This is a genomic window from Hydrogenophaga sp. IBVHS1 (assembly GCF_002127265.1).
Taxonomy (GTDB): domain Bacteria; phylum Pseudomonadota; class Gammaproteobacteria; order Burkholderiales; family Burkholderiaceae_C; genus Hydrogenophaga.
Genome location: NZ_NFUU01000001.1, coordinates 77480 through 100641, shown reverse-complemented (window position 1 = coordinate 100641; position 23162 = coordinate 77480). Strand labels below are relative to the sequence as shown.

23 protein-coding genes are annotated in these 23162 nt (G+C 67.3%); 15 read left to right on the top strand and 8 right to left on the bottom strand.

The window, feature by feature from the left end:
- Positions 1-9: 9 nt before the first annotated feature.
- Positions 10-675: a DUF1345 domain-containing protein gene (locus tag CAP37_RS00455; protein WP_179190095.1), complete on the top strand. Its 666-nt coding sequence runs from the start codon at positions 10-12 to the stop codon at positions 673-675.
- A gap of 30 nt (positions 676-705) precedes the next feature.
- Here the strand turns inward: CAP37_RS00455 and CAP37_RS00450 are convergent, their stop codons facing one another.
- From CAP37_RS00450 to CAP37_RS00440, 3 genes are read right to left on the bottom strand one after another with little or no spacing between them, the layout of a single operon-like run.
- Positions 706-1506 (bottom strand): DUF2145 domain-containing protein, encoded by an 801-nt coding sequence (locus tag CAP37_RS00450; protein WP_086122350.1) that lies wholly within the window; start codon positions 1504-1506, stop codon positions 706-708.
- A gap of 14 nt (positions 1507-1520) precedes the next feature.
- Positions 1521-1967 (bottom strand): hypothetical protein, encoded by a 447-nt coding sequence (locus tag CAP37_RS00445; RefSeq protein ID WP_086122349.1) that lies wholly within the window; start codon positions 1965-1967, stop codon positions 1521-1523.
- Between the two features lie 38 nt (positions 1968-2005).
- Complete coding sequence (locus tag CAP37_RS00440; protein ID WP_086122348.1) at positions 2006-2464, bottom strand: YiaA/YiaB family inner membrane protein; 459 nt, start codon at positions 2462-2464, stop codon at positions 2006-2008.
- 197 nt (positions 2465-2661) lie between these two features.
- On the opposite strand from CAP37_RS00440, the gene CAP37_RS00435 reads away from it, so the two are divergent.
- Genes CAP37_RS00435 through CAP37_RS00425 form a run of 3 tightly spaced genes read left to right on the top strand, consistent with a single transcriptional unit; the run spans position 2662 to position 6975 of the window.
- The gene (locus CAP37_RS00435) at positions 2662-3387 is read left to right on the top strand and encodes an ABC transporter ATP-binding protein (protein WP_086122347.1); all 726 of its coding nucleotides are present in this window, start codon (positions 2662-2664) and stop codon (positions 3385-3387) included.
- A 10-nt stretch (positions 3388-3397) separates the two neighbouring features.
- Positions 3398-5767: an ABC transporter permease gene (locus tag CAP37_RS00430; RefSeq protein ID WP_086122346.1), complete on the top strand. Its 2370-nt coding sequence runs from the start codon at positions 3398-3400 to the stop codon at positions 5765-5767.
- On the top strand, positions 5764-6975 hold the full coding sequence (locus tag CAP37_RS00425; protein ID WP_086122345.1) for an efflux RND transporter periplasmic adaptor subunit: 1212 nt from the start codon (positions 5764-5766) through the stop codon (positions 6973-6975). The genes CAP37_RS00430 and CAP37_RS00425 overlap by 4 nt, the downstream gene beginning before the upstream one ends.
- A gap of 4 nt (positions 6976-6979) precedes the next feature.
- On the opposite strand, the gene CAP37_RS00420 is transcribed toward CAP37_RS00425, so the two are convergent.
- A complete protein-coding gene (locus CAP37_RS00420) occupies positions 6980-8590 on the bottom strand; it encodes a gamma-glutamyltransferase family protein (protein WP_086122344.1) in 1611 nt (536 codons plus the stop codon).
- Positions 8591-8708: 118 nt separating this feature from the next.
- On the opposite strand from CAP37_RS00420, the gene pyk reads away from it, so the two are divergent.
- Positions 8709-10145, top strand: coding sequence for a pyruvate kinase (pyk, locus tag CAP37_RS00415; protein ID WP_086122343.1), 1437 nt, complete (start codon positions 8709-8711; stop codon positions 10143-10145).
- Here the strand turns inward: pyk and CAP37_RS00410 are convergent.
- Complete coding sequence (locus tag CAP37_RS00410) at positions 10142-10906, bottom strand: YdiY family protein (RefSeq protein WP_086122342.1); 765 nt, start codon at positions 10904-10906, stop codon at positions 10142-10144. The genes pyk and CAP37_RS00410 overlap by 4 nt on opposite strands.
- A 143-nt stretch (positions 10907-11049) precedes the next feature.
- On the opposite strand from CAP37_RS00410, the gene CAP37_RS00405 reads away from it, so the two are divergent.
- From CAP37_RS00405 to CAP37_RS00395, 3 genes are all read left to right on the top strand, one after another.
- Positions 11050-11928: an alpha/beta hydrolase gene (locus tag CAP37_RS00405; RefSeq protein ID WP_086122341.1), complete on the top strand. Its 879-nt coding sequence runs from the start codon at positions 11050-11052 to the stop codon at positions 11926-11928.
- Positions 11929-12031: 103 nt separating this feature from the next.
- Entirely contained in the window at positions 12032-13096 is a 1065-nt protein-coding gene (fba, locus tag CAP37_RS00400; RefSeq protein WP_086122340.1) for a class II fructose-bisphosphate aldolase, read from the top strand.
- Positions 13097-13178: 82 nt separating this feature from the next.
- Positions 13179-14087, top strand: a complete 909-nt coding sequence (locus CAP37_RS00395) for a phosphoribosylaminoimidazolesuccinocarboxamide synthase (RefSeq protein ID WP_086122339.1) — start codon at positions 13179-13181, stop codon at positions 14085-14087.
- On the opposite strand, the gene trxA is transcribed toward CAP37_RS00395, so the two are convergent.
- A complete protein-coding gene (gene trxA / locus CAP37_RS00390; RefSeq protein WP_086122338.1) occupies positions 14084-14992 on the bottom strand; it encodes a thioredoxin in 909 nt (302 codons plus the stop codon). The two genes, CAP37_RS00395 and trxA, sit on opposite strands and share 4 nt — an antisense overlap.
- A gap of 84 nt (positions 14993-15076) precedes the next feature.
- On the opposite strand from trxA, the gene purE reads away from it, so the two are divergent.
- Genes purE through CAP37_RS00375 form a run of 3 tightly spaced genes read left to right on the top strand, consistent with a single transcriptional unit; the run spans position 15077 to position 17821 of the window.
- Entirely contained in the window at positions 15077-15568 is a 492-nt protein-coding gene (gene purE, locus CAP37_RS00385) for a 5-(carboxyamino)imidazole ribonucleotide mutase (RefSeq protein ID WP_086122337.1), read from the top strand.
- Entirely contained in the window at positions 15565-16803 is a 1239-nt protein-coding gene (locus CAP37_RS00380; protein WP_086122336.1) for a 5-(carboxyamino)imidazole ribonucleotide synthase, read from the top strand. The genes purE and CAP37_RS00380 overlap by 4 nt, the downstream gene beginning before the upstream one ends.
- Before the next feature lie 10 nt (positions 16804-16813).
- Positions 16814-17821, top strand: coding sequence for an L-threonylcarbamoyladenylate synthase (locus tag CAP37_RS00375; protein WP_373271083.1), 1008 nt, complete (start codon positions 16814-16816; stop codon positions 17819-17821).
- Positions 17822-17840: 19 nt separating this feature from the next.
- Here CAP37_RS00375 and CAP37_RS00370 read toward each other — a convergent pair whose 3' ends face one another.
- Positions 17841-18110, bottom strand: a complete 270-nt coding sequence (locus CAP37_RS00370) for a SemiSWEET transporter (RefSeq protein ID WP_086122334.1) — start codon at positions 18108-18110, stop codon at positions 17841-17843.
- A gap of 138 nt (positions 18111-18248) precedes the next feature.
- Here CAP37_RS00370 and CAP37_RS00365 point away from each other — a divergent pair, with 138 nt between their 5' ends.
- Positions 18249-19283: a CAP domain-containing protein gene (locus CAP37_RS00365; RefSeq protein ID WP_086122333.1), complete on the top strand. Its 1035-nt coding sequence runs from the start codon at positions 18249-18251 to the stop codon at positions 19281-19283.
- On the opposite strand, the gene dacB is transcribed toward CAP37_RS00365, so the two are convergent.
- Complete coding sequence (dacB, locus tag CAP37_RS00360; protein ID WP_086122332.1) at positions 19284-20813, bottom strand: D-alanyl-D-alanine carboxypeptidase/D-alanyl-D-alanine-endopeptidase; 1530 nt, start codon at positions 20811-20813, stop codon at positions 19284-19286. It lies immediately after the preceding gene.
- A 120-nt stretch (positions 20814-20933) separates the two neighbouring features.
- Between dacB and tsaB the strand changes: the two genes are divergently transcribed.
- The 3 genes from tsaB to CAP37_RS00345 all read left to right on the top strand — a co-directional run bounded on the left by tsaB (position 20934) and on the right by CAP37_RS00345 (position 23160).
- Entirely contained in the window at positions 20934-21710 is a 777-nt protein-coding gene (gene tsaB / locus CAP37_RS00355) for a tRNA (adenosine(37)-N6)-threonylcarbamoyltransferase complex dimerization subunit type 1 TsaB (RefSeq protein ID WP_086122331.1), read from the top strand.
- 95 nt (positions 21711-21805) lie between these two features.
- Entirely contained in the window at positions 21806-22351 is a 546-nt protein-coding gene (gene rimI, locus CAP37_RS00350; protein ID WP_086124746.1) for a ribosomal protein S18-alanine N-acetyltransferase, read from the top strand.
- Entirely contained in the window at positions 22348-23160 is an 813-nt protein-coding gene (locus tag CAP37_RS00345) for a uracil-DNA glycosylase family protein (protein ID WP_086122330.1), read from the top strand. The genes rimI and CAP37_RS00345 overlap by 4 nt, the downstream gene beginning before the upstream one ends.
- Positions 23161-23162: the final 2 nt, after the last annotated feature.

Here is a 23162-nt window from a genome sequence, read left to right as displayed (position 1 = left end):
ACCGCATTCATGTCCACGCTGATCCACCTGAATGCCTGGCAGCGCCAGGGCGTTGCCTTGCTGCCTGCTGTTGCGGCGGGCACTTTCGGGGCGCTATGGATGCCTGGCGTGGAACCGGCGCCGTGGCTGATCGGCTGGGCGACCTACTGCACGACCTACGTCGGGCTGGTGTGGCACCTGGCTGCGCGTCTGGATGCAAACGCCACTCGAGAGCGAGCACAACGCGAGGACCCGGGCGCCGCCATGCTGTTCGTGCTGGTCACCCTGGCCGCTTGCGCCAGTCTGTTGGCGGTCGCCATGAATGTGGGTGACACCCAGACGCTGGCCGGCTGGGCGCGCGGCGCTCAGTTGGGGCTCATGGCGCTGTCGCTCGCGGGAGCGTGGCTGCTCATTCAGGGTGTGTTCACGCTGCACTATGCGCGTGTGTACTACCGAGACAGCGAGAAGGATGGATCGCCGGATCGAGGTCTGGCGTTTCCCGATGGGCGCGACCCCGACTACCTCGACCTGCTCTACCACAGCATGGTGGTGGGCATGACGTCTCAGGTGTCTGATGTGTCGGTGCGAAGCCGCCCCATGCGCCATCTGGTGCTGGTGCACGCCTTGCTCTCGTTTGCGTTCAACCTCGGCGTGCTCGCCACCGCCGTGAACGTGTTGGCAAGCGCGGGTCGTTAGGGCGACTCAGCGGCCACCAGCACAGCCGCCTCAAGGCAACGCCAGCCGCTGCGGCGCAGAGCCCAACCCCGACCTGGTCAGCCAGTCGAACACCGAATCCACGGTCACCGTCTCGATGCGATCGGAGAACCGTTTGTCGTTGGGGTGGTCGTCAAACGCGATATGGGCCGAACTCACCCGGGCGCCCAGCCGTGTCATGGCACCCAGTCGCAACGTGGTGGGCTCATACGCTTTGAAGCGCAACCAGGCCTGCGCCTGCTCGCGCGTGTTCACACCGGGTTCGGCGGCAGCGGCCAGCGTCTCCAGCGCCCACTGGTTCGACTGCTGGTAGCGCGTGCTCCACGGGTAGCTCACCATGTTGTAGTCGCGCGTGTGCAGCGCGACCCCGCGCGCGCGATCGGTCAGCAACGCGTGCAGTGGCGCCTGCAGCGCGGGCGCTGGCACTGCCCAGGCGGCTTCATGGCGCCAGAGATCGTCCAGAAAAAACTCGCCCAGCCCTTGTCGGTAGATGGAGCCCACCGACGAGCCGCACTGGTTGAGCTTGTGCAGCACTCGCCAGGGGCCTTCGGCCGTCTTGTAAGCCCAGCCCAGGTGGGAGTAACGCAGGCCGTATTTGCCCAGGTCCTGGCCGGCGCGGGCCAGCACCACCACGCGCGCACCGCTGCGACGGTGCTCGGCATCCAGCGCCTCGGAGGTGCGTTGTGCGAGGTCCATGCCGCGCTGGATGCCCTGGGCATTCAGGGGTTTGCCTTCGCACGATCGCCCCGCCTGGACGGCGGGTGAAGCGAGCAGGGCCAGGCAGGTGGTCAGAACAGCCAACAAAGTCTTCATTTTTCGCTCTCCGCTCAGTGTGTGACGCGTTCGTTGTGGAGCAGCGCGCGGCCCAGCTCATTGGGAATGAAGGCGATCACCTCGCCCGCCGCCGAGAGCAGCACACCCGTGCCGATGACGCTGACCGTGAGCGCCGTGCCCACGCCCACCGAGACGGCAGACACTGAGCGAGCACCCACCTCCACGCTGGCGCGGGCACCGTCTGAGGCGCGTTCGAGCACATACACGGTGCCACGGGCGGTGATCTCCACCGCCTTGACCACGACCACCGACCCTGCGACGGAAAGGGCCACCGGCACCACGCTGACCGCTGCGGCTGCGGTGGATGCGGTCACCACCACCGAGGCCACAGGCAGCGCCGAGAGCGCCACGGAGGCTTCGCTCTGGGCACGGGCGGGGCCGCTCAGGCAGAGCACCAGCGCCAAGCCAGCGACCAGGGAAAGGGAATGCGATTTCTTCATGAAGGAACTCCTGAATGCGGGAAGGTTTGAACAGCGGCTCATTCGGCGGCAGCAGAGGCAGAGCGCTCCAGCAGGTCCGCTTCGTGGCGGTCGCGCAGCGTCTTGGCCAGCGTGAAGGCGGACGTGACCAGGTAGAGCCAGCTCACACCCAGGTAAGCGCGGTAGGTGTCGTTGATCTCCATGCGCAACAAGCCCCAGCCGGTCAGGCCCATCGCCACGGCAAAACCGCCCCACACCACCATGCGCCACATCGGCGTTTCAGGAACGCCCGCCTGTGCAGCCTGCTGGCTGTCGCGCACCGACTTGGCCAGCACGAACACGGTGGACAGACAGAACACATAGCCCATCACCATGAACGCGCGGTCCAGGTCCTGCCCGGGCAGCCAGGCCAGCCCGGTGGCGCACAGGAACACAGCGATACCGAAAGAGACCCACACCTGGAGCTGCCAGGCACGGGTGTCGCGCATCACGATGAGGGGGGAACGGTTTGAAGCCATGAATCACCTTGGGTGGTTGTTGAACACGGCGCGATGGTCGGGGCTGGACCCTCTCTGGGCATCGAAATTGATGACCGGTTGAACCAGTGGGGCCGACTGGTACTGCAATTCGATACTTCTGACGCGACTCGCGCTCCCGCGCGTGTGCCTTGACCGGTATCAAGCCCCGCAGAACCAGCCCGTGCTCGAATGGAGACATGCCCAGCCCAGATCCAGTCTTCGTCGCCCAGGGCCTGACCAAGGTCTATGGCGAGGGTGCCACCGCCGTGCATGCCTTGAGGGGTGTCGACCTGGTCATCGTTCGCGGGGAATTCGTGGTGCTGCTCGGCGCCTCGGGCAGCGGCAAGTCCACGCTGCTCAACATTCTCGGCGGGCTCGACAGTGCCACCAGTGGCACTGCCCGATGGACACACCAGGGCACGACGCACGAGCTCACGGGCGCCCGCGATGCGGAGCTCACGCGCTACCGGCGCGAGCATGTGGGCTTCGTGTTCCAGTTCTACAACCTCATTCCCAGCCTGACGGCGCGCGAGAACGTGGCCCTGGTGACCGACCTGGCTGAGGACCCCATGACGCCAGAAGACGCGCTCGCTCTGGTGGGTCTGGGCGAACGGCTCGACCACTTTGTCTCGCAACTCTCAGGCGGTGAGCAGCAGCGCGTGGCGATTGCGCGCGCCATTTCCAAGAAGCCGGCGGTGCTGCTGTGCGACGAGCCCACCGGCGCCCTCGATTGCGCCACTGGCGTGATGGTCCTGCAGGCCATCGAGCGCGTGAACCACGAGCTGGGCACCACCACGGTGGTGATCACGCACAACGCACCCATCGCCGCCATGGCAGACCGGGTGCTGCGCCTGGCCGACGGCCGAATCGTCGACGTGCAGGCGAACCCCCACAAGGTGGCCGCGTCCACCCTGTCCTGGTGAGAGCGCAGCCATGAAGGCTATCCACATCAAGCTCTGGCGCGACCTGCGGCGCCTGCGCGCACAGGTGGCCACCATCGCCATCGTGGTAGCCATCGGCGTGGCTGGTTTTGTGGGCATGTTCTCGGTGCACGAATCGCTGCAGGGCTCGCGCGACGACTTCTACCGCGACAACCGCCTGGCCGACGTGTTTGCCAGCGTCAAGCGCGCACCGGTGCACCTGCACGATCGTTTGACCGCCATCCAGGGAGTGGCCGAGGTCCGGCTCGATGTGGTGTTCGACGCGCAGATCGCCCTGCCCGACGCCGACGCCCCGGTGACCGGGCGCTTCATTGGCCTTGACCTGGCCCGCGTGCATGCGCACCGCCAGGGCTTGAACGCCCTCACCCTGCGCAGCGGTCGCTGGCCCGAGCGCGGGCGCGAGCTGGAGGCGGTGGTGAGCGACCGCTTCGCCGTGGCGCGCAACCTGAAACCCGGCGACCGCATCGACGCCATCCTGAACGGCCAGCTGGAGCGCGTGCACCTGGTGGGCACGGCGATCTCGCCCGAGTACGTGTTTGCCTCGCGCGGCGGCGCACCCGACGACATGAGCTTCGGCATCTGGTGGATCGACAGCGAGCGCATGCTGCAGGTGTTTGACATGCAGGGCGCGTTCAACCAGGTGGCGCTGCGGCTGGATGCCGGCGCGCGCGAGAGCGCGGTGATCGAAGCCGCCGACCGACTGCTCGATGCCTATGGCACGCTGGGAGCGGTGGGGCGCGACAAACAACTGTCGGCAAAGATCGTCTCCGACGAGCTCGCGCAGCTCAAGGTGATGGGGACCGTGCTGCCGGCCATCTTTCTGGCCGTGGCCATGTTCATTCTCAACGTGGTGGTAAGCCGCCAGGTGGCCACGCAGCGGGGACAGATCGCCGCGCTGAAAGCCCTGGGCTACGGCGACGGCGCCATCGCGTGGCACTACATCCAGCTCGCGCTGGTGATCGCCGGCCTGGGGGTACTTGCAGGCCTCGCGCTCAGCGTGTGGATCGGCCAGCTCATGCTGGGTCTGTACGACGAGGTGTTCCGCTTCAACCGCCTGGCCTACGTCACCACTCCCTGGCTCGTGGCGGTGGCGGCCACCATTGCGGCCGCCGCCGCCGCGCTCGGTACCTGGACCGCGATCCGCGCGGTGGTGCGCCTGAGGCCCGCGCAAGCCATGCAACCCCCGGCGCCGCCGCGCTACCGGCGCACCCTGCTCGAGCGCCTGGGCTTCGGGCGGCGGGTGAGCGCGGGCACGTTGATGGTGATCCGCGACTTCGAGCGTCGCCCCTGGCGCGCGGCCTTCACCGTGACCGGCATCGCCATGGCGGTGGCGCTGCAGATTTCGGGCGCCTTCTGGCTCGATGCCATCGCACACATCGTGGACGTGCAGTTCCGTCAGGTGCAGCAAGGGGATGTACTGCTCAACTTCCACAAACCGGTGCCGCTGTCGGTGGTGCGCGACCTGCAGGGTCTGCCGGGCGTGCTGGACGCCGAGCCCTACCGCAGCGAACCGGTCCGGGTCCGCCTGCACGGCCAGACCGAAGATGCGCAACTGGTGGGCCTGGAAGCCACGGCGCAACTGCTGCGCGTGGTGGATGAGACGCGTGGCCACGTGGCTCTGCCCGCGCAGGGCCTGGTGATGTCCTCCCTGCTGGCGCGCGCCATCGGCGCCAGGGTGGGTGACCGCGTGCGCCTGGAATTTCGCCTGTGGAACCAGACGCAGGCGGACGTGACAGTGGTCGACATCGTGCACACCATGATGGGCAAGCAAGCCTTCATGCGTCTGGACACCATGAACGCGTTGGCCCGGGATGGCGAAGGTGTGGCCGAGGCCGCGCTGCAGGTGGACCCGCTGGCCAAGCCCGCGTTCTGGGAGGCGATCAAACGTGCGCCTGTGATCAACGCCGTGTTCGACAAGGCCGGCTCCATGGCCAGCTTCAACGAGACCACCTCGCGCAACATGGGCGTGTTCAGCGGCATCCTCACGCTGTTCGCCATCGCGATGGCGGTGGGCATCGTTTACAACGCTGCGCGCATCACGCTTTCGGAACGCGCCTGGGAACTGGCCAGCCTGCGGGTGCTGGGCATGACGCGCGCTGAGGTATCGGTGCTGCTCCTGGCCCAGCTCGGCGCCGAACTGCTGCTGGCGCTGCCACTGGGCGCTCTCACCGGCTGGGCGCTGGCCTCGCTGCTGATGCGCCTGATGTCTTCGGACAACATCGACTTCCCGGTGGTCATCGAACCATCGACCTACGCGTCGGCGGCGCTCATCGTGCTCGCCGCCGGCCTCGCCAGCGCGTTTCTGGTGCGTCGCCAGATCGACCGCCTGGACCTGATCGCCGTTTTGAAAGTACGCGAATGAACCACGCCGCCTCTTCCGCCACCCGCTACCGTCGCTGGGCCCTGTGGGCCGCGCTCGCCCTGGGCGTCATCACGCTGATCGGCTGGGCCCTGCGACCGCGCCCCATCGTGGTCGAGGTCGCCAGCGTGGGCACCGGCCGTTTCGAGCAGGTCATCGAAGAAGACGGCCAGTTGCGGTTGAAGAACCGCTACGTGATCGCCGCGCCCACGTTGGCCGAACTCGTGCGGCCCACGCTCAAGGTGGGTGACGCGGTGCGCGCAGGGGATGTGGTGGCCACGCTCACACCGGTCGCCCCGCAGATGATCGATGCGCGCACGCGCAGTGTGTTGCAGCAGCGCGTGGGCAGTGCCGACGCTGCCCGGCTGGCAGCCAGCGCGCAGGTGAATCGGCTGGAAACCGCGCTTGCACAGGCCGGGCTGGAAGCGGATCGGGCCACAAAACTCGCCCGCGAAAATTTCATTGCCGTTTCTGCGCTGGACCAGACGCTGCTGGCGCAGCGCTCGGCACGCCAGGCCCTTGATGCGGGGCGCGCCGAATTGCGCGCCGCCGAATACGCCCAGGCCGAGGCTCGGGCCGCTCTGGCGCGCGCCGAGCCGGGCGCGGGCGCGCGCACCGAAGGCATCTGGGCGCTGAAAAGCCCGGTGGACGGCCGCGTGATCAAGCTGCATCTGGAAAGCGCAGCCCCCGTCACGGCCGGTCAACCTCTGCTGGTGGTCGGCGACACCGCGGCGGTGGAGGCGGTGATCGATGTCCTGTCCGGCGAGGTGCAACAGATTGCCCCGGGGGCGGCGGTGGGCTTGTCACTGGGCGGCACGGCGCCCGCCATCGTCGGCCGGGTCGCGCGTGTGGAACCGGTGGCCTTCACCAAAGTATCGGCGCTGGGCATCGAGGAACAGCGCGTCAACGTGATCGTCGATCTACCCGCTGGTGCGCCGGGCGTGGGCGATGGCTTCCGCGTGGACGCGCGCATCGTCGTGTCATCAAGAGAAGGCGCCTTGCTGGTGCCCAGCGCGGCGTTGGTGCGCGATGGCGAAGGCTGGCGCGTCTTCGAGGTCGAAGCGGGCCGGGCCCGCGCCAGAACCGTGACGGTCCAGGCACGTCACGCCGATACGGCCTGGGTTTCTGAGGGTCTGCGCGAGGGCGAGAAAGTGCTGCTCTACCCCGGTTCCACTGTGCGCGACGGCCAGGCCGTGCGCGTGCGCGAATGACGCCTCAGAACCCCACGGCCGCGCCATCGCGGCGCGAATCCGACGCCGCCACGTAGCCTTCCTGCTTCGGATCGCCCGCACGCCAGATGAACTGGCCGGCACCGAAGTCCTGGTAGTTGTCCTGAATGACCTCCGCCACGTGGCCCTTCTCCAGCAGCGCTTGCACGGTCGCCTTGTTCATCTGTTGCTCGACGTTGATTTCAAGACCCTGGTTGAACCGCCAGCGCGGCGCGTCGCAGGCGGCCTGCGGGCTTTGTGCGTGATCCAGCATGCGCACCAGCGTCTGCACGTGGCCCTGAGGCTGCATGTTGGCGCCCATCACGCCAAATGACATCACAGGCTGGCCACCTTTCGTGAGGAAGGCAGGAATGATGGTGTGAAACGGCCGCTTGCCGGGCGCCACCTGGTTGGGGCCGGGTTGAAGCGAGAAACCGTGCCCCCGGTTCTGCAAGCTGATGCCGAACTGAGGCTCCACGCAACCCGAGCCAAAGCCCATGAAGTTGCTCTGGATGAAGCTGACCATCATGCCGTCTTCGTCCGCCGCGGTGAGGTAAATGGTGCCGCCCTTCACCGGGTTGCCGGCGCCGAAGTCTTGCGCACGCTTCATGTCGATGAGCTTCGCGCGGCCCGCGAGGTAGGCGTCGTCGAGCATCTGCGCGGAGGTCACTTCCATGCTGGAGGGTTCGGCCACGAAGCGGTAGGTGTCTGCAAAGGCGAGCTTGATCGCTTCGATCTGCAGGTGCTGCGACTCGGGTCCGTCCACGGGCAGGCCGGCGAGGTCGAACTGCTCCAGGATGCCCAGGGCGATGAGCGCTGCGATGCCCTGGCCACTGGGCGGAATTTCGTGCAGCGTGTGTCCGCGGTAATTTTTCTCGATGGGCGTGACCCACTCCGGGCGGTATGCCGCAAGGTCCTGCGCGGTCAGTGCGCCACCGTGCTCCTTCATGAAGCGTTCCAGCGCGTGCGCAATCTCGCCGCCATAAAACGCCGCACCGCGCGTCTCGGCGATGAGTCGCAAGCCCCGCGCCGCAGCGGGAAAACGGAACAACTCGCCCACCTGCGGTGCGCGACCCCAGGGCAGAAAAGCCTGCGCAAAACCCGGCAGGCTGCCCAGCTCCGGCGTGGCCGCCGCCCATTTCTGCTGCACCACCACCGGCAACAGGTAGCCGCGCTCGGCGATCTCGATGGCGGGTTCCATGAGGTCGGCAAACGGCAACTTGCCGAACCGCTCCGAGAGCGCCACCCACGACGCCACGGCGCCCGGCACCGACACCGAATCAATGCCGCGCTTGGGCGGCGCTTTCGCGTCCGCACCGTGCTTGCGCTGGAAGTACGCGGCAGACCACGCCGCCGGCGCCGGTCCCGAGGCGTTAAGGCCATGCAGGGCCTTGCCGTCCCAAAGGATGGCGAAGGCGTCGCTGCCCAGTCCGTTGCTGACCGGCTCGCAAATCGTCATGGCTGCCGCAGCGGCCACCGCGGCGTCCACCGCGTTGCCACCTTTCCACAACATGCGCAAGCCGGCCTGCGCCGCCAGCGGGTGCGAGGTCGACACGACGTTGCGCGCGAAAACGGGAATGCGGGTGGTGGGATAGGGGTTGTGAAAGTCGAAGTGCATGCGACTACTCTATCGCGGCCCGAGCCGGCCTGTAACCTCGTCGTACCCGGTTTCATGGACAATTGAAACCAAATTACAAGCCGGCGCCGCCGGCCGTTCAATCCCAGGAGACATTTCCATGAACCCGCGCCGCGCCACCAAGATCGTTGCCACCCTCGGCCCCGCTTCCAGCGATCCCGCCCTTCTCGAAAAAATGATCCGCGCCGGCGTGAACGTGGTCCGGCTCAATTTCTCGCACGGCGTGGCGCAGGACCACATCGATCGCGCCGAACTGGTGCGCGCGGCCGCGCAGCGCGCCGGCCGCGAGGTCGGCATCATGGCCGATCTGCAGGGCCCCAAGATCCGCGTCGGCAAGTTTGCGCAGGGCAAGGTCATGCTGGAACCCGGCCAGCCTTTTGTGCTGGACGCATCGCGCACCGAGCCCGGCGACATCGAGGGCGTGGGGCTGGACTACAAGGAACTGCCGCGCGACGTCAAGGCCGGAGACACATTGCTGCTCAACGACGGTCTGATCGTGCTCACGGTGAACAAGGTGGTGGGCCCGGCGGTGCACACCACGGTGAAGCTGGGCGGCGAGCTGTCGAACAACAAAGGCATCAACAAGCAGGGCGGCGGGCTGACCGCGCCGGCGCTCACCGCCAAGGACATGGACGACATCAAGACCGCCATGGGCCTGATGGCCGACTACGTGGCCGTGAGCTTTCCCAAGAACGCCACCGACATGGAGCTGGCGCGCCAACTCTGCAACGTGGCCGGTGCGCACCTGAACCACCGGCCTGCGCTGATCGCCAAGATCGAGCGCGCCGAAGCCATCCCCGAACTCGCCAACATCCTCAAGGTGTCCGACGGCATCATGGTGGCGCGCGGCGACCTGGCGGTGGAGGTGGGCAACGCGGCCGTGCCGGGCCTGCAGAAGCACATGATCAAGATGGCACGCGAAATGGACAAGGTGGTGATCACCGCCACACAGATGATGGAGTCGATGATCATCCACCCCGTGCCCACGCGCGCCGAGGTGAGCGACGTGGCCAACGCCGTGCTCGACGGCACCGATGCGGTGATGCTCAGCGCTGAGACCGCCGCCGGCCGTTACCCGCTGGAAACCGTGCTGGAGATGGCGAACATCTGCTCCGAAGCCGAAAAGGCCGAGTACCGGGAACTCACCGCCGATTTCCAGGGCAAAACCTTCAAGCGCATCGACCAGTCGATTGCCATGGGCGCGCTGTTCACCGCACACCATCTGGGCGCCAAAGCCATCGTGGCACTCACCGACTCCGGCTCCACCGCACTCTGGATGAGCCGGCACAACGTGCGCATGCCGATCTATGCCATGACGCCCAACCTCTCCACCCAGCGCCGCATGACGCTCTATCGCAACGTGCGCCCGCTGCTGATGGACAACAGCATCGATCGCGATTCCGCGCTGATGGACGCCGAAGCCCACCTGAAAAAGCGCGGCATCGTGGAAACGGGCGATGTCTACGCCATCACCGTGGGCGAGCCGATGGGGCAGCCCGGCGGCACGAACACCCTGAAAATCTGTCGGGCTGCTTAATCGAAACGCAGCGACACGCCGGTCACAAACATCGCATCGCCCTTTTCCAGGCCGGTGCCGGGGTCGCTGTCGTAGCGGTAGCTGAAGCCCGCGGACAGGTTCAAAGCCTGTGTCATGGCCACGGTCAGGCCGGTGTCGAGCACCGCGCGGTACTTGCCGGAATCGCGAAGGTCGGGGTACAGGGTGAATTTCTGGCGCAGGCTGGTGGTCTCGGTGAGCTTGTGGCTGGATTCCTCCGCCAGCACCAGTTCCAGGCGACCGTAGCGGTCCCGCATGGCGCCGGCGATGTCGGTGGCGCTGAGGTACCGGTCGTAGGTGTAGCCCAGACCGGCGGAGACATCGAAGTAGCCGCGCTCCTCGCGCCACACATGTCGACCCACACCGCTGGCCACTGAGTAGCGGGCGTCGATGTTGGCCAGCTTGTCTCGCAGCGTTTCGCCGGAGCCGAAGCCGAACCAGTCGGGTGAGATGTTGCGGTCGTACTGGGTGCGCAGACCGTAGCGGTCGGTGGTCGACACGCCCGAATTGCTGGCCTGATCGGCTCGGGCATTCCAGGTCCATTTGTCGTCGTCGGTCTGGCGGGCCGCTTCACCCGACAGGTTGAGCGAGCGCGCATCGTTGTTGCCCGATGAAATGTTGGCGCCAGCGGTCAGCAGGTAGCGCCACTGACCATCGGGCTTGAGCGTGACCTGAGCCTGCGACAGGGGCGGCGCCAGCAGGGCAGCGGCGGTGAGCGTCACGTACAACGGACGACAGGGCATGGCGGTTCCTTTCTTGTGGGTACGGGAGGGGTCTGGCTTCTCCCCTGGAGGGTTCACCCAGCATGCGCTCCAGTTCCGCGGGATTTGTGACGAAAGGTGTCGATCGCTTGAATCCGGGGGCCCTCCGCGTGCGTAAATCTGTCATGACCTCGCCACAGTCCCATCCGTCCACCCGCCGCCGACGCTGGCTCACCGCGCTCGGTCTGGCCCCGCTGCTGCAAGCCTGTTCGCCGCTGCGCCTCATCAATGCCACTGTGCCCTCGCACACCCACAGCGTCAGGCGCGATCTGGCCTACGGCAGCGCCGAGCGCCAACGGGCCGACGTCTACCTGCCCGAGCCGGCCGTGGCGGGCGCACCCATCGCGGTGTTCTTCTACGGCGGCAGCTGGAGCAGCGGCTCGCGCGCCGACTACCGTTTTGTCGGCGAAGCGCTGGCCTCGCGCGGCATCGTCACCGTGGTGGCCGACTACCGCCTGAGCCCCGAGGTGCGCTACCCGGTTTTCCTCGAAGACTGCGCGCTGGCCGTGCGCTGGGCGGGCGCACAGGCTGTGGCCCTGGGCGCGTCGCGGGAACGCCTGTTCATCGTGGGGCACAGCGCGGGCGCCTACAACGCCGCCATGCTGGCGCTGGACCCGCGCTGGCTGGGGCGCGAACCGATTGCCGGCTGGGCCGGTCTGGCCGGTCCCTACGATTTCCTGCCGATCGGCAACCCGGACGTTCGCATTGCCTTCGAGTGGCCCGGTACCCCGGCCGACTCTCAGCCCCTCTTCCACGCCCTGGCCCACGCGGCACCCGAGCGCCGCGCCCTGCTGCTCGCCGCCCGCAACGACACGCTGGTGAACCCGCAGCGCAACACCCTGGCGCTCGCCCAGACTTTGAAAAGCCAGGGCACACCGGTCGAGCTGGAGCTGTTCGACCGTGTCAGCCACACCACCCTGATCGGCGCCCTCGCCCCGCCTTTGCGGGGGCTCGCGCCGGTGCTCGATCGGTTGAGCGGGTTCCTGCTGGAGTCCAGAAGCTGAAGCATCGCGTGACATTTGGCGCGCTGCAATCAGGCTTTACAGCGTTCCCCAAAGTTAAACTCCCCGGTTACACCACGGTTACCAACTGAACTAGGGGATTCACATGGCGCTCGTTTCCATGCGCGAACTGCTCGACCACGCCGCCGCCAATGGCTACGGCATTCCAGCGTTCAACGTCAACAACCTCGAACAGGTGCAGGCCGTCATGGCGGCAGCCGACGAAGTCGGTGCACCGGTGATCCTGCAGGCCAGTGCCGGTGCCCGCAAGTACGCCGGCGAGCCCTTCATCAAGCACCTCATCCAGGCCGCCATGGAGAGTTATCCGCACATCCCGCTGGTGATGCACCAGGACCACGGCACCTCGCCAAAGGTTTGCGAAGGCGCCATCAACCTGGGCTTCGGTTCGGTGATGATGGACGGCTCGCTGATGGAAGATGGCAAAACGCCGGCTTCCTTCGAATACAACACCGAGGTCACCCGCAAGGTGGTGGAGATGGCCCACAAGGTCGGCGTCACGGTGGAAGGTGAACTCGGCTGCCTGGGCAACCTGGAAACCGGTGAGGCCGGCGAAGAAGACGGCATCGGCGCCGAAGGCAAGCTGGACCACAGCCAGATGCTGACCGACCCTGAAGAAGCGGCCCAGTTCGTCAAGGCGACGCAGCTCGACGCCCTGGCCATCGCCATCGGCACCAGCCACGGCGCCTACAAATTCAGCCGGCCGCCCACCGGCGACATCCTCGCCATCAGCCGGGTGAAGGAAATCCACCAGCGCATTCCCAACACCCATCTGGTGATGCACGGTTCCTCCAGTGTGCCGCCCGAGCTGCTGGCCATCATCAACCAGTACGGCGGCAAGATGAAGGAAACCTACGGCGTGCCGATCAAGGAAATCCAGGAAGCCATCAAGCACGGCGTGCGCAAGATCAACATCGACACCGACATCCGCCTGGCCATGACCGGCGCGGTGCGCAAGTTCCTGGCCGAGAACCCCGACAAGTTCGACGCCCGCGAATGGCTCAAGCCGGCGCGCGAAGCCGCGAAGGCAATCTGCAAGCAGCGCTACCTGGAGTTCGGCTGCGAAGGACAGGGCAGCAAGATCAAGGGCGAAACACTGCAGGTGGTGGCCTCGAAATACGCCAAGGGCGAACTCGCACAAGTGGTGCACTGAACTTGCGATAATCCCCCGGAATGGTTCAAAGCCCGTTGACTGTTCAACGGGCTTTTTTCTTGTCCTGAATTCCCTTCCGACCATGACCCCTGCCCTGCACACTTCGGCCCTGACCTCCCTGCCCCTGCTGGCGCGCGGCAAGGTGCGCGACAACTACGCCGTGGGCGACGACCGCATTCTCATGGTGGCCAGCGACCGCATCAGCGCCTTCGACGTCATCATGGGCGAGCCCATTCCGGGCAAGGGCGAACTGCTCACGAGGCTCTCGCTGTTCTGGTTTGAACAGCTCGGCCCCAAGGGCCTGAACATCTGCCCGATTCACCTCACCGGCCAGGCCCCCGAGAGCGTGGTGTCGCCGGAAGAAGCCGCGCAGGTCACGGGCCGTTCCATGCTGGTTCAGCGCTTGAAGCCGATTCCGGTGGAAGCCGTGGTGCGCGGCTACCTGGCCGGGAGCGGCTGGAAGGAATACCAGGACAGCCGCTCGGTGTGTGGCGTGAAGCTGCCCGAAGGTTTGCAGAACGCGTCGAAACTGCCCGAGCCCATTTACACGCCCGCGGCAAAGGCGGATATGGGCGAGCACGACGAGAACATCACCTTCGAGCGCACGGTCGAGATGATCGGCCCCGAACTCGCGGCGCAGATTCGCGACGTGTCGATTGCGCTCTACAAGGCGGCGGCTGCGATCGCGCTCGAGAAGGGCATCATCATTGCGGACACCAAGTTTGAGTTTGGCCTGGACAAGGCGGGCAAGCTGGTGTTGATGGACGAAGTGCTCACGCCCGACAGCTCGCGCTACTGGCCGGCCGAGAGCTATGTGGTGGGCCAGAACCCGCCGAGCTACGACAAGCAGTTTCTGCGCGACTGGCTGGAAACCGCGCAGGTGGGCGGCAAGCCCTGGGACAAGACGCCACCGGCACCGCGCCTTCCCAAAGAGGTGATTGAAAAAACCGCAGCGAAATACCAGGAAGCGCTGACGCGCCTGATGGGCTAGCTCAACACCACGCTCGACAGCCGACGCCGGTACGTCGCCACCGTCGGGTCTTCGGGTGGCACCTGGCCTTCGGCCACCTTCGGCTTAGGCGGCTCGATGATGTCGAGGATGGCGATGAAGGTCTTGCGCGCCAGGTCTTCGTTCCAGGCCTTGTTGCGCATCAAAATTTCCAGCAGTTCGTCCATGGCGGGCACCCACTGCCCGTAGGCGATGAGCAGCTGCGCCAGGGCAAAGCGCGCATCGAAATCGCGCTTGTTGGTGGCAATGGCGGCCTGCAGTTCGGCCGCGCGCGCCTCGGGGTCGCTCACGTTCGCTTGCGCGTCGCGCGCGGTCATCCAGCGCTGCAACGAGTCGAGGCGGCGCACACCGGCTGCTTTGGCGATCACGGGGGCGAAGGCCACCTTGGCGTCGTCGTCCTGCCCCAGTTCCAGCAGCAGCTTCACGAGGTCGAAGCGCGCGTCGTCGTTGTTCGGATCGGTCTGCACGGCCTGCTGGAGTTTCTCCAGCGCACCTTCAATGTCGCCCTCGGCCAGCGCGTCCATGGCCTCGGCTTCCACCTCTTCAGCCTCGGCCTCTTCGGCGCTGGGCAGGTGCTTGTCGAGAAAGGCCTTGATCTGGCCTTCGGGCAGCGCGCCCATGAAGCCGTCGACGGGCTGACCGTTGATAAGCAGCACGCAGGTGGGGATGCTGCGGATGCCGAAGGCCGCGGCGAGCTGCTGCTCCTGGTCGGAATCGATCTTGACCAGTTTGAAGCGACCGCCGTAATCGGTCTCCAGCTTCTCCAGCATGGGGCCGATCACCTTGCAGGGGCCACACCAGGGCGCCCAGAAATCCACCAGCACGGGCGTGTGCTGCGAAGCCTGGATGACCTCGGCTTCAAAATTGGCGACGGTGACGTTGATCATGGAAGGAACCTGGGGAAGGGGCGCGTGCGATCTGGGGGCACAGGCCAAACGTAAAATCGACACTTTACCGGAGAGCGCACCTTCATGAATCCCATCCAAGTGGGCGTGCTCATGGGCTCCAGCAGCGACTGGGAGACCATGCAGCATGCCGTTCAGATCCTGCAGGACTTCGGCATTGCGCACGAGGCGCGTGTTGTCTCGGCGCACCGCATGCCCGACGACATGTTTGCCTACGCCGAGTCGGCCGTCTCGCGCGGGCTGAAGGCGATCATTGCGGGCGCGGGCGGCGCGGCGCATCTGCCCGGCATGCTGGCGGCCAAGACGCTGGTGCCGGTGCTGGGCGTGCCGGTGGCCAGCAAACACCTGAGCGGAGTGGATTCGCTGCACAGCATCGTGCAGATGCCCAAGGGCGTGCCGGTGGCCACGTTTGCCATCGGTCCGGCGGGTGCGGCCAATGCGGCGCTGTTTGCGGTGGCCATGCTGGCCACCCACGACGCCGCGCTGCTCGAAAAGCTGGAGGCGTTTCGCGCCCGGCAGACCGACACGGCCAGGGCCATGACGCTGCCGCCGACATGAACCTCAAGACCTTTCTTCCCGGTGGCAGCTCGCCCACCGGCCAGCCGATCACGCTGGGCGTGATGGGCGGTGGCCAGCTCGGACGCATGTTTGTGCAGGCGGCGCAGGCCATGGGCTACACCACGGCGGTGCTGGACCCCGATCCGGCCAGTCCGGCCGGGCTCATCAGCCACCACCACATCAAGACGCCCTACACCGACGAAGCCGGCCTGGCACAGCTCGCACAGCGCTGCGATGCCATTACCACCGAGTTCGAGAACGTGCCCGCGCCTGCGCTGCTCACGCTCGCGGCGCAACGCACGGTGGCGCCATCGGCCGCCTGTGTGGCGGTGGCGCAGGACCGCGTGAAGGAAAAAGCGCACTTCGTGGATTGCGCAACCCTCAGCGGCGTGAGCCCGGCGCCGCACGCGGTCATCACCACCGATGCATCGCTGGCCGCCGTGTCCGCCGATCTGCTGCCCGGTATTCTGAAAACCGCGCGCATGGGTTACGACGGCAAGGGCCAGGCGCGTGTGTCCACGCGCGAGGAACTCGCCGCCGCCTGGGACGCCATGGACAAGGTGCCCTGCGTGCTGGAGAAGATGCTGAAGCTGAGCGCTGAATGCTCGGTGATCGTGGCGCGCGGCGCCGACGGTGCCAGCGTGAGCTTTCCGGTGCAGAAGAACACGCACCACGACGGCATCCTCGCATTGACCGAGGTGTTTGAGGGCGCACTGGAACCCGCCCTGGCGCAACGCGCACAAGCCAGCACGGTGGCCATTGCCAACCACCTGCACTATGTGGGGGTGCTCTGCGTGGAGTATTTCGTGGTGGAGAACGCTGAAGGCGCGCTCGACCTGGTGGTGAATGAAATGGCGCCCCGCCCACACAACAGCGGCCACTACACGCAGAACGCCTGCGACATTTCACAGTTTGAAGCACAGGTGCGCACGCTCGCCGGCCTCCCCTTGCCCACACCGCGCCAGCACAGCCCGGCCATCATGGTCAACCTGCTGGGCGACCTGTGGTTCGAACCCAATGCCGTGCGCACGCAGCGCAGCGAACGCCCCACGCCGCCACCGTGGGCGCAGGTGCTCGCGCTGCCGGGCACGAACCTGCACCTCTACGGCAAGCTGAGCGCGCGCGCTGGCCGCAAGATGGGCCACCTGAACATCACGGCACCCAGCGTGGCGCAGGTGCGCGAGACAACGGCGAAGGCGCTGAAGCTGCTTGGCCTTCCCGCACTCGAAGCCTGATCACATGCCGCTGCTGCTGCCCGCCAGCGACACCGCATCGATTGTCCAGGCGGCGCAACGCCTTGCCAGTGGTTCGCTCGTGGGCATGCCGACCGAAACGGTGTACGGCCTCGCGGCCGATGCCGCCAACGCCACCGCGGTGCACCGCATCTTCGAAGCCAAGGGCCGACCGAGCGACCACCCGCTGATCGTGCACCTGGCTGCGGGTTCGGGAGGCCAAGGCTGGCGCGCCGGGGTGGACCACTACGCGCGCGAAGTACCGCCGTTTGCCGCCGCACTCATGCAGGCTTTCTGGCCCGGGCCACTCACGGTCATCCTGCCGCGCCGCAGCGCCGTGGCCGCCGTGGCCGCCGGCGGGCAGGATTCAGTGGGCTTGCGTTGCCCCAGCCACCCGGTGGCGCAGGCGCTGCTGGCTGCAGCGGCGCGCCACGGCGTGAACGGCGTGGCCGCACCCAGCGCCAACCGCTTCGGCCGCGTGAGCCCCACCACCGCCGCGCACGTGGCGGAGGAATTCGCGGCTTTGCCCGAAGAAGACCTGCTCATCCTCGACGGCGGCGCGTGCCCGGTGGGCATCGAATCCACCATCGTCGACGCAACACGCGGCCACCCGGTGCTGCTGCGCCCGGGCATGATCACCAGCGCCCAGCTGGAAGCCGCCTGCGGCCTGCCGGTGCGATCACGCGACGATGCCGCGCCCCGCGCCTCGGGCACGCTCGAATCGCACTACGCGCCGCGAGCCCAGGTGCGGCTGATGGACACCAAGCCGTTGCAGGCCGCGCTCGACGTGCTCGGCAGCGACGCCCGGCACATCGCCATCTACGCGCACAGCCCGCTCCATGCCGCACGTGGCGTGGCCGTGCGCCGCATGCCACTGGACGCCGCGCAGTGCGCGCAGGAACTCTTTGCCGTGCTGCGCGAACTCGACGCCACCGGCGTGCGCCTGATCTGGGTGGAAACGCCGCCGGCCGACGCCGCATGGGACGGCGTGCGCGACCGGCTGCAGCGCGCAGCGGCCTGAACCCCAGCGGCGAACGGCCTCAGCGCGCGGGCCGGCTGCCGTAGCGCAGCTTCATCACCAGGATCGACACGGCGAGTGCCAGGGTGATGGCGTTGGCCGCCACCACCGGCCATGCCGCCAGGCTCAGGCCGTACACCAGCCAGAGCGCCACCCCGAGAGTGAACACGCTGTACATGCCCAGCGAAATGCCGCTCACATCGCGCGTGCGAAAGGTCAGCCAGACCTGCGGCACGAAGCTCGCGGTGGAGAGGAAAGCGGCGCCGAAGCCAATGAGTTCGCTGGTTTGCATGGCGGAATGATACGGACCACGTCGTTCATCAGTGCCGGATCTGAACCGGATCTGAAGCGCTGAAATGAGTACTTTTGTTATCATTTCAGGCTTCTAAAACGCCGCGACCCACCGAGGAGGCGCGAACCAGGGAAACCCATGATCAACAGATTTCTGCCCGCCGTGGCGCTCACCCTTGCGCTGGCCGGCTGCGGGGGCGGGGGCGGTGACGAAGACGAAGGCACGGCAGCCAACTCCGCATCTGTCAACGCCGGCCTGCAACTCACCGTGCCCACGCCAAGCTACGCAGCGCTTTCCGAAGAACTGCAGGCGTTCACCACGCTCAATGAAATCCGCGGCCGCTGCGGCCACGGGCAGCTCGCCCAGCACACGGCGCTCGACACGAGCGCTGCGGGACACGCCCGGTGGCTCGCCTACCACGCAGCCTTCAGCCACACACAAACGACTGGCTCGGCGCATTTCACTGGAGCCGCGCCGCTCGATCGCATGATTGCCGCAGGCTATCTGACCAGTTCTTTGCAGGCTGCGGTCTCCGAGCAACTGGCCTACTACAGCAGCGATGTTGATGGCAACGACACCATCGGCTTCGGCATCGGTGGCACGCGCAGTCTGCTCAACGCGCCCTACCACGCCAACGCCATGCTCGACGGCTACCGCGACGTGGGCGTCGCCATTCGCAACGCCATCGATGCCGGCGCGCCCGATGCCAGCACCCCCGGGGCCGGCCGCCGGTCGATCGTGTTCAACACTGGCTACCAGACAAGCGCAGGCAGCCAGGCGGCCGCGCAGGACGACAACGCCGTGCTGACCTACCCCTGCGATGGCGACAGCAACGTCGCCGCCGCGCTGTACCACGAAGAACCGAATCCGGTGCCGGGACGCGATCTTTCGACCAGCCCCCTGGGCACGTCGATCATGGTCAGCCTCAAGGAAGGCCACACGCTCACGATCACCAGCACCGTGCTCACCAACACCAGCAGCGGTTTCACCGTGCCGCTGCGCCCACCCATCACCGGCGCCAACGACCACCTCGGCGCGTTCGGCGCGCACCAGGGCTATGTGGCAGCTGACGCGCCCCTGACCGCCTTCACCACGTATCGGGTGTCGCTCGGTGGCACGAACAACGGAGTGTCGTTTCTCAAGACGTTTTCGTTCACGACCGGGGCGGACTGATCAATCCGGCTGCTGCGCCACCCACTCCAGCAGCGCATCCAGCGCCGGCCGCGCCGCTGGCGCATTCGGGTGGTTGATGAAGCCGACCACGGCGTAGCGGGCGCCGTTGACGGCGTTGACGTAACCGGCGATGCCGGTCACGTCGCGCAGGGTGCCGGTCTTGATCCAGGCGTTGCCGCGTGCGGCGCTGGTGGGGCCGCGCGCCAGGCGCGAAGCGGTGCCATTGACGCCGGCCACCGAGAGCGACTGCACGAACTGCGCACCCTGCGGATGCAGGGCGGCGTGTCGCAGCAGGCCGGCGAGCGATTCGGGGGTGATGCGTTCGTCGCGCGAGAGGCCGGAGCCGTTGTCGAGCACAGGCGCAATGGCGCGCGGGCCGAAGGTGCGTTGCCACCATTCGGCCATCACTTCGCGCGAGCGCTCGAAGCGGCCGGGGCGCACCAGCGTCTGGCGGTCGGCGATGGAGCCTTGCGACACGTAGTTGACCGGTGAGAGTTGTCCGAGCGTGAGGAACAACTGCTGCGCCATCACGTTGTTGCTCCACTGGTTCACGTCCACGATGATTTCGGACAGCGGCAGCGAGCGCGCTTCGTGCAGCAACTGCACGCCGGGCGGGGTGAGGCCGGTGCGCACGGCGCCGGTGATGGAGCCACCGGCGGCACGCCACACGCCTTCCATGGCGCGCGCGGCGTAGGTGCCAGGCTCCTGGTAGGCCACCGGCCACTTGAGTTCGCCGCAGCTCTGCGGGTAGCGGCCTTCGAAGCGGATGGCGTTGGCGTCGTCGAAGCGCGCCAGCAAGCCGCCGCGCCAGTCGCCGCAGGTGCCCGCGCGCGCCAGCGGCACGGTGGCGTCGATGGTCAGCCGCGCCATGGGCGGCTCGCTGAACACGCGGGCCACGCCGTTGGCGGGGTCGGGCGCAAAGGTGAGGATGACCGACTTGAAGTTCACCAGCAGCGCATCGGGCGTGGCGTTGTAGGGGCGCAGGGCTTCGCCGTCGAAGGCGCCGGGGTCGATCAGGGGCAGCTCGAAGGCGCTGTGGTCGAGCACCATATCGCCCAGGATCACGTTCACGCCCTGCGCCTGCAGCGCAAGAAAGGCCTGCTGAATGCGCTCGAGCACGAGCTTGGGGTCGCCGCCGCCGCGCACATACAGGTTGCCGCGCAGCACGCCGCCCTCGACCACCCCATCGGTGTAGAAACGGGTGGCCCAGGTGAAGTCGGCGCCCAGCATGTCGATGGCGGCGTAGGTGGTCACCAGCTTCATCACCGATGCCGGGTTGACCGAGGTGTTGGCCCGGTGGCGCAGGCGCTCATGGCCACCGGGTTCGATGGACACCACCAGCGTGGACAAGGCGCTCGGCGGCACCTGGGCTCGCTGCAGCGCGGCGAGCACCGCTGGCGGCAGCGGATCGCCCCGGCCGGGCAACTGCGCGCAGGCGGGCAGGCACAGGCCCGTCAACAGGCCAATGACCAGCACGCGCAAGTGGCGAGGCAGGAGGGTGAGCTGATTGAAAAGTTGGGAAATCGGCATGACCGTTTCATTATGAAACGCGCGAAGTGCCACGGGGGGCCTGCAGGCACGCATTGAGGCGAGAGAGAGACAGACTGCCGCCCGACCGTGCAACCTGACACGGTGGCCGATAATGCCCGGATGCCCGAAACGACGCGCCTGCTTGCCATAGAAACCAGCACCGACACCCTCTCGGTGGCCCTGGGTTCCGGCGCGCCGGGCGGTGCCATGTGGCTGCACAGCGGCCCGGGCGGCGCGCAGGCATCGGCCACGCTGCTGCCCTTGGTGCGTGACCTGCTGAACCAGGCCGACTGGCCGCTGGCCAGCCTCGATGCGGTGGTGTTCGGCCGAGGTCCGGGTTCGTTCACCGGTCTGCGCACCGCCTGCGCGGTGGCCCAGGGCCTGGCCTACGGCGCGCGGCCGGGGGGCATTCCGGTGCTGCCAGTGGACACCCTGCTCGCGCTTGCCGAAGAAGCCCGCCACGCCACGGAGCAACGCGGCGAACCGCTGCCCGGCCACATCGTGGTGCTGCTGGATGCGCGCATGAGCGAGCTGTACGTGGCGCCGTATGCGCTCAGTGCCGATGGCTTGCGCGCACTCGCCCCCGCGCGCCTGTGCGCCCCGGCCGACCTGGCTGGTTACCTTGACGGCGTATTGCCCGTCGGCCCCATCCCGCTGCTGGTGGGCAATGCGCTGCACGCCTACCCCGATCTGCTGACCAGCGTGCGGGGCGCGCATGCGAGCGCCCTGCCCACCGCCAGCGCCTTGCTGCGCCTCGCGCCGCGCCTGCTCGCGGGCGGGGGTGGCCTGGCGGCCCGGGACGCACTGCCGCTCTACGTGCGAGACAAGGTGGCGAAAACCACGGCCGAACGCGAGGGCCAGCGCACCGCCGTGCGCAACGCGGAGGTGACCCCATGAGCGGCTCCTGGAACGGCGGCGCCATGGGGCGCGTGGGTGCAGGTGTCGAACTCCCGGCCTGGGCCAGCGGCCTCTGGCCAGGCTCTTCCACCCCCATGACCCGCCCTGGCCCAGCTGCACAGGCGGAGCGGCGCGTGGCCTTCGAGCCCATGACCACGCCCGACCTCGATGCCGTCCATGCGCTGGAGATGAGCGCCTACGCACACCCCTGGTCGCGCAAGCATTTCCGGGATTCGCTGCAGGCCGGCTACCCCGCCGTGATGCTGCTGGGCGAATCGCTGCCGGGTGAGAACACGGCCAGTGAGCGAGCCGATGGGCGCCGCCTGCTCGGCTACCTCGTGGCCATGTCGGGGGTGGACGAGGTGCACCTCCTCAACATAACCGTAGCGCCGGCGCACCAGCGGCAGGGCTGGGCGCGCTTCATGCTCGACGCGCTTGCGCTCTGGTCGCGGGGCCAGCAGGCGCACTGGCTGTGGCTGGAAGTGCGCGAGAGCAATGCGCCGGCGCGTCGCCTCTACGAGGGGTACGGCTTCAAGCAGGTGGGCGTGCGCAAGGGCTACTACCCCACGGGACACATCCAGCGCGAAGATGCAGTGGTGATGAGCCTGCAACTCGAAGAGCCCACCGCGAGTCCGCCATGAGCGAAACGGTCGATACCTCCTTTGTGCCGCAGCTTGATGCGCGCCAGCGCGCCATGCTGGCCGAAATGGGTGTGCGCGTGTGGGCGCCCAAGCCGCGGCCGGCCACCGTTGCAGCGGTTCCGCTGCCGCCTGCAGCGGCCTCACCGGTTGCGGTCCGCCCTGCAGCCCCGTCCAACCGCGCGCCTTCGCCAGCCGTGGCAGAAGCCGTGGTGGACATGCGCCCTTCCCGGGCCGGAAGCGTGCACACCATGGACTGGGCAACCTTGCGCGAGACGGTCGCGGGTTGTGAAGCCTGCGGCTTGTGCAAGAGCCGCAAGAACACCGTGTTCGGCGTGGGCGACGAGCAGGCCGACTGGATGATCGTGGGCGAGGCGCCCGGCGAAAACGAGGACCTGCGTGGCGAGCCCTTCGTGGGCGCGGCCGGCGAATTGCTCGACAACATGCTGCACGCCGTGGGCCGCAGCCGCACCGGCCAGGGGGCACAAGGCGCGTTCATTGCCAATGTGCTCAAGTGCCGCCCGCCAGCCAACCGCAATCCACTGCCCGAAGAAGTGGTGCAGTGCGAGCCGTACCTTGCGCGCCAGGTGGCGCTGGTCAAGCCGCGCGTCATCGTCGCCATGGGGCGCTTCGCGGTGCAGGCACTGCTCAAGACCACCGAGCCCATCGGTCGCCTGCGCGGCCGGGTACACCATTACGAAGGCGTGCCGGTGATCGTGAGCTACCACCCGGCCTACCTGCTGCGCACGCCCACCGACAAGGGCAAGGCCTGGGCCGATCTTTGCCTGGCGATGGACGTACTGGAACGCTGAAC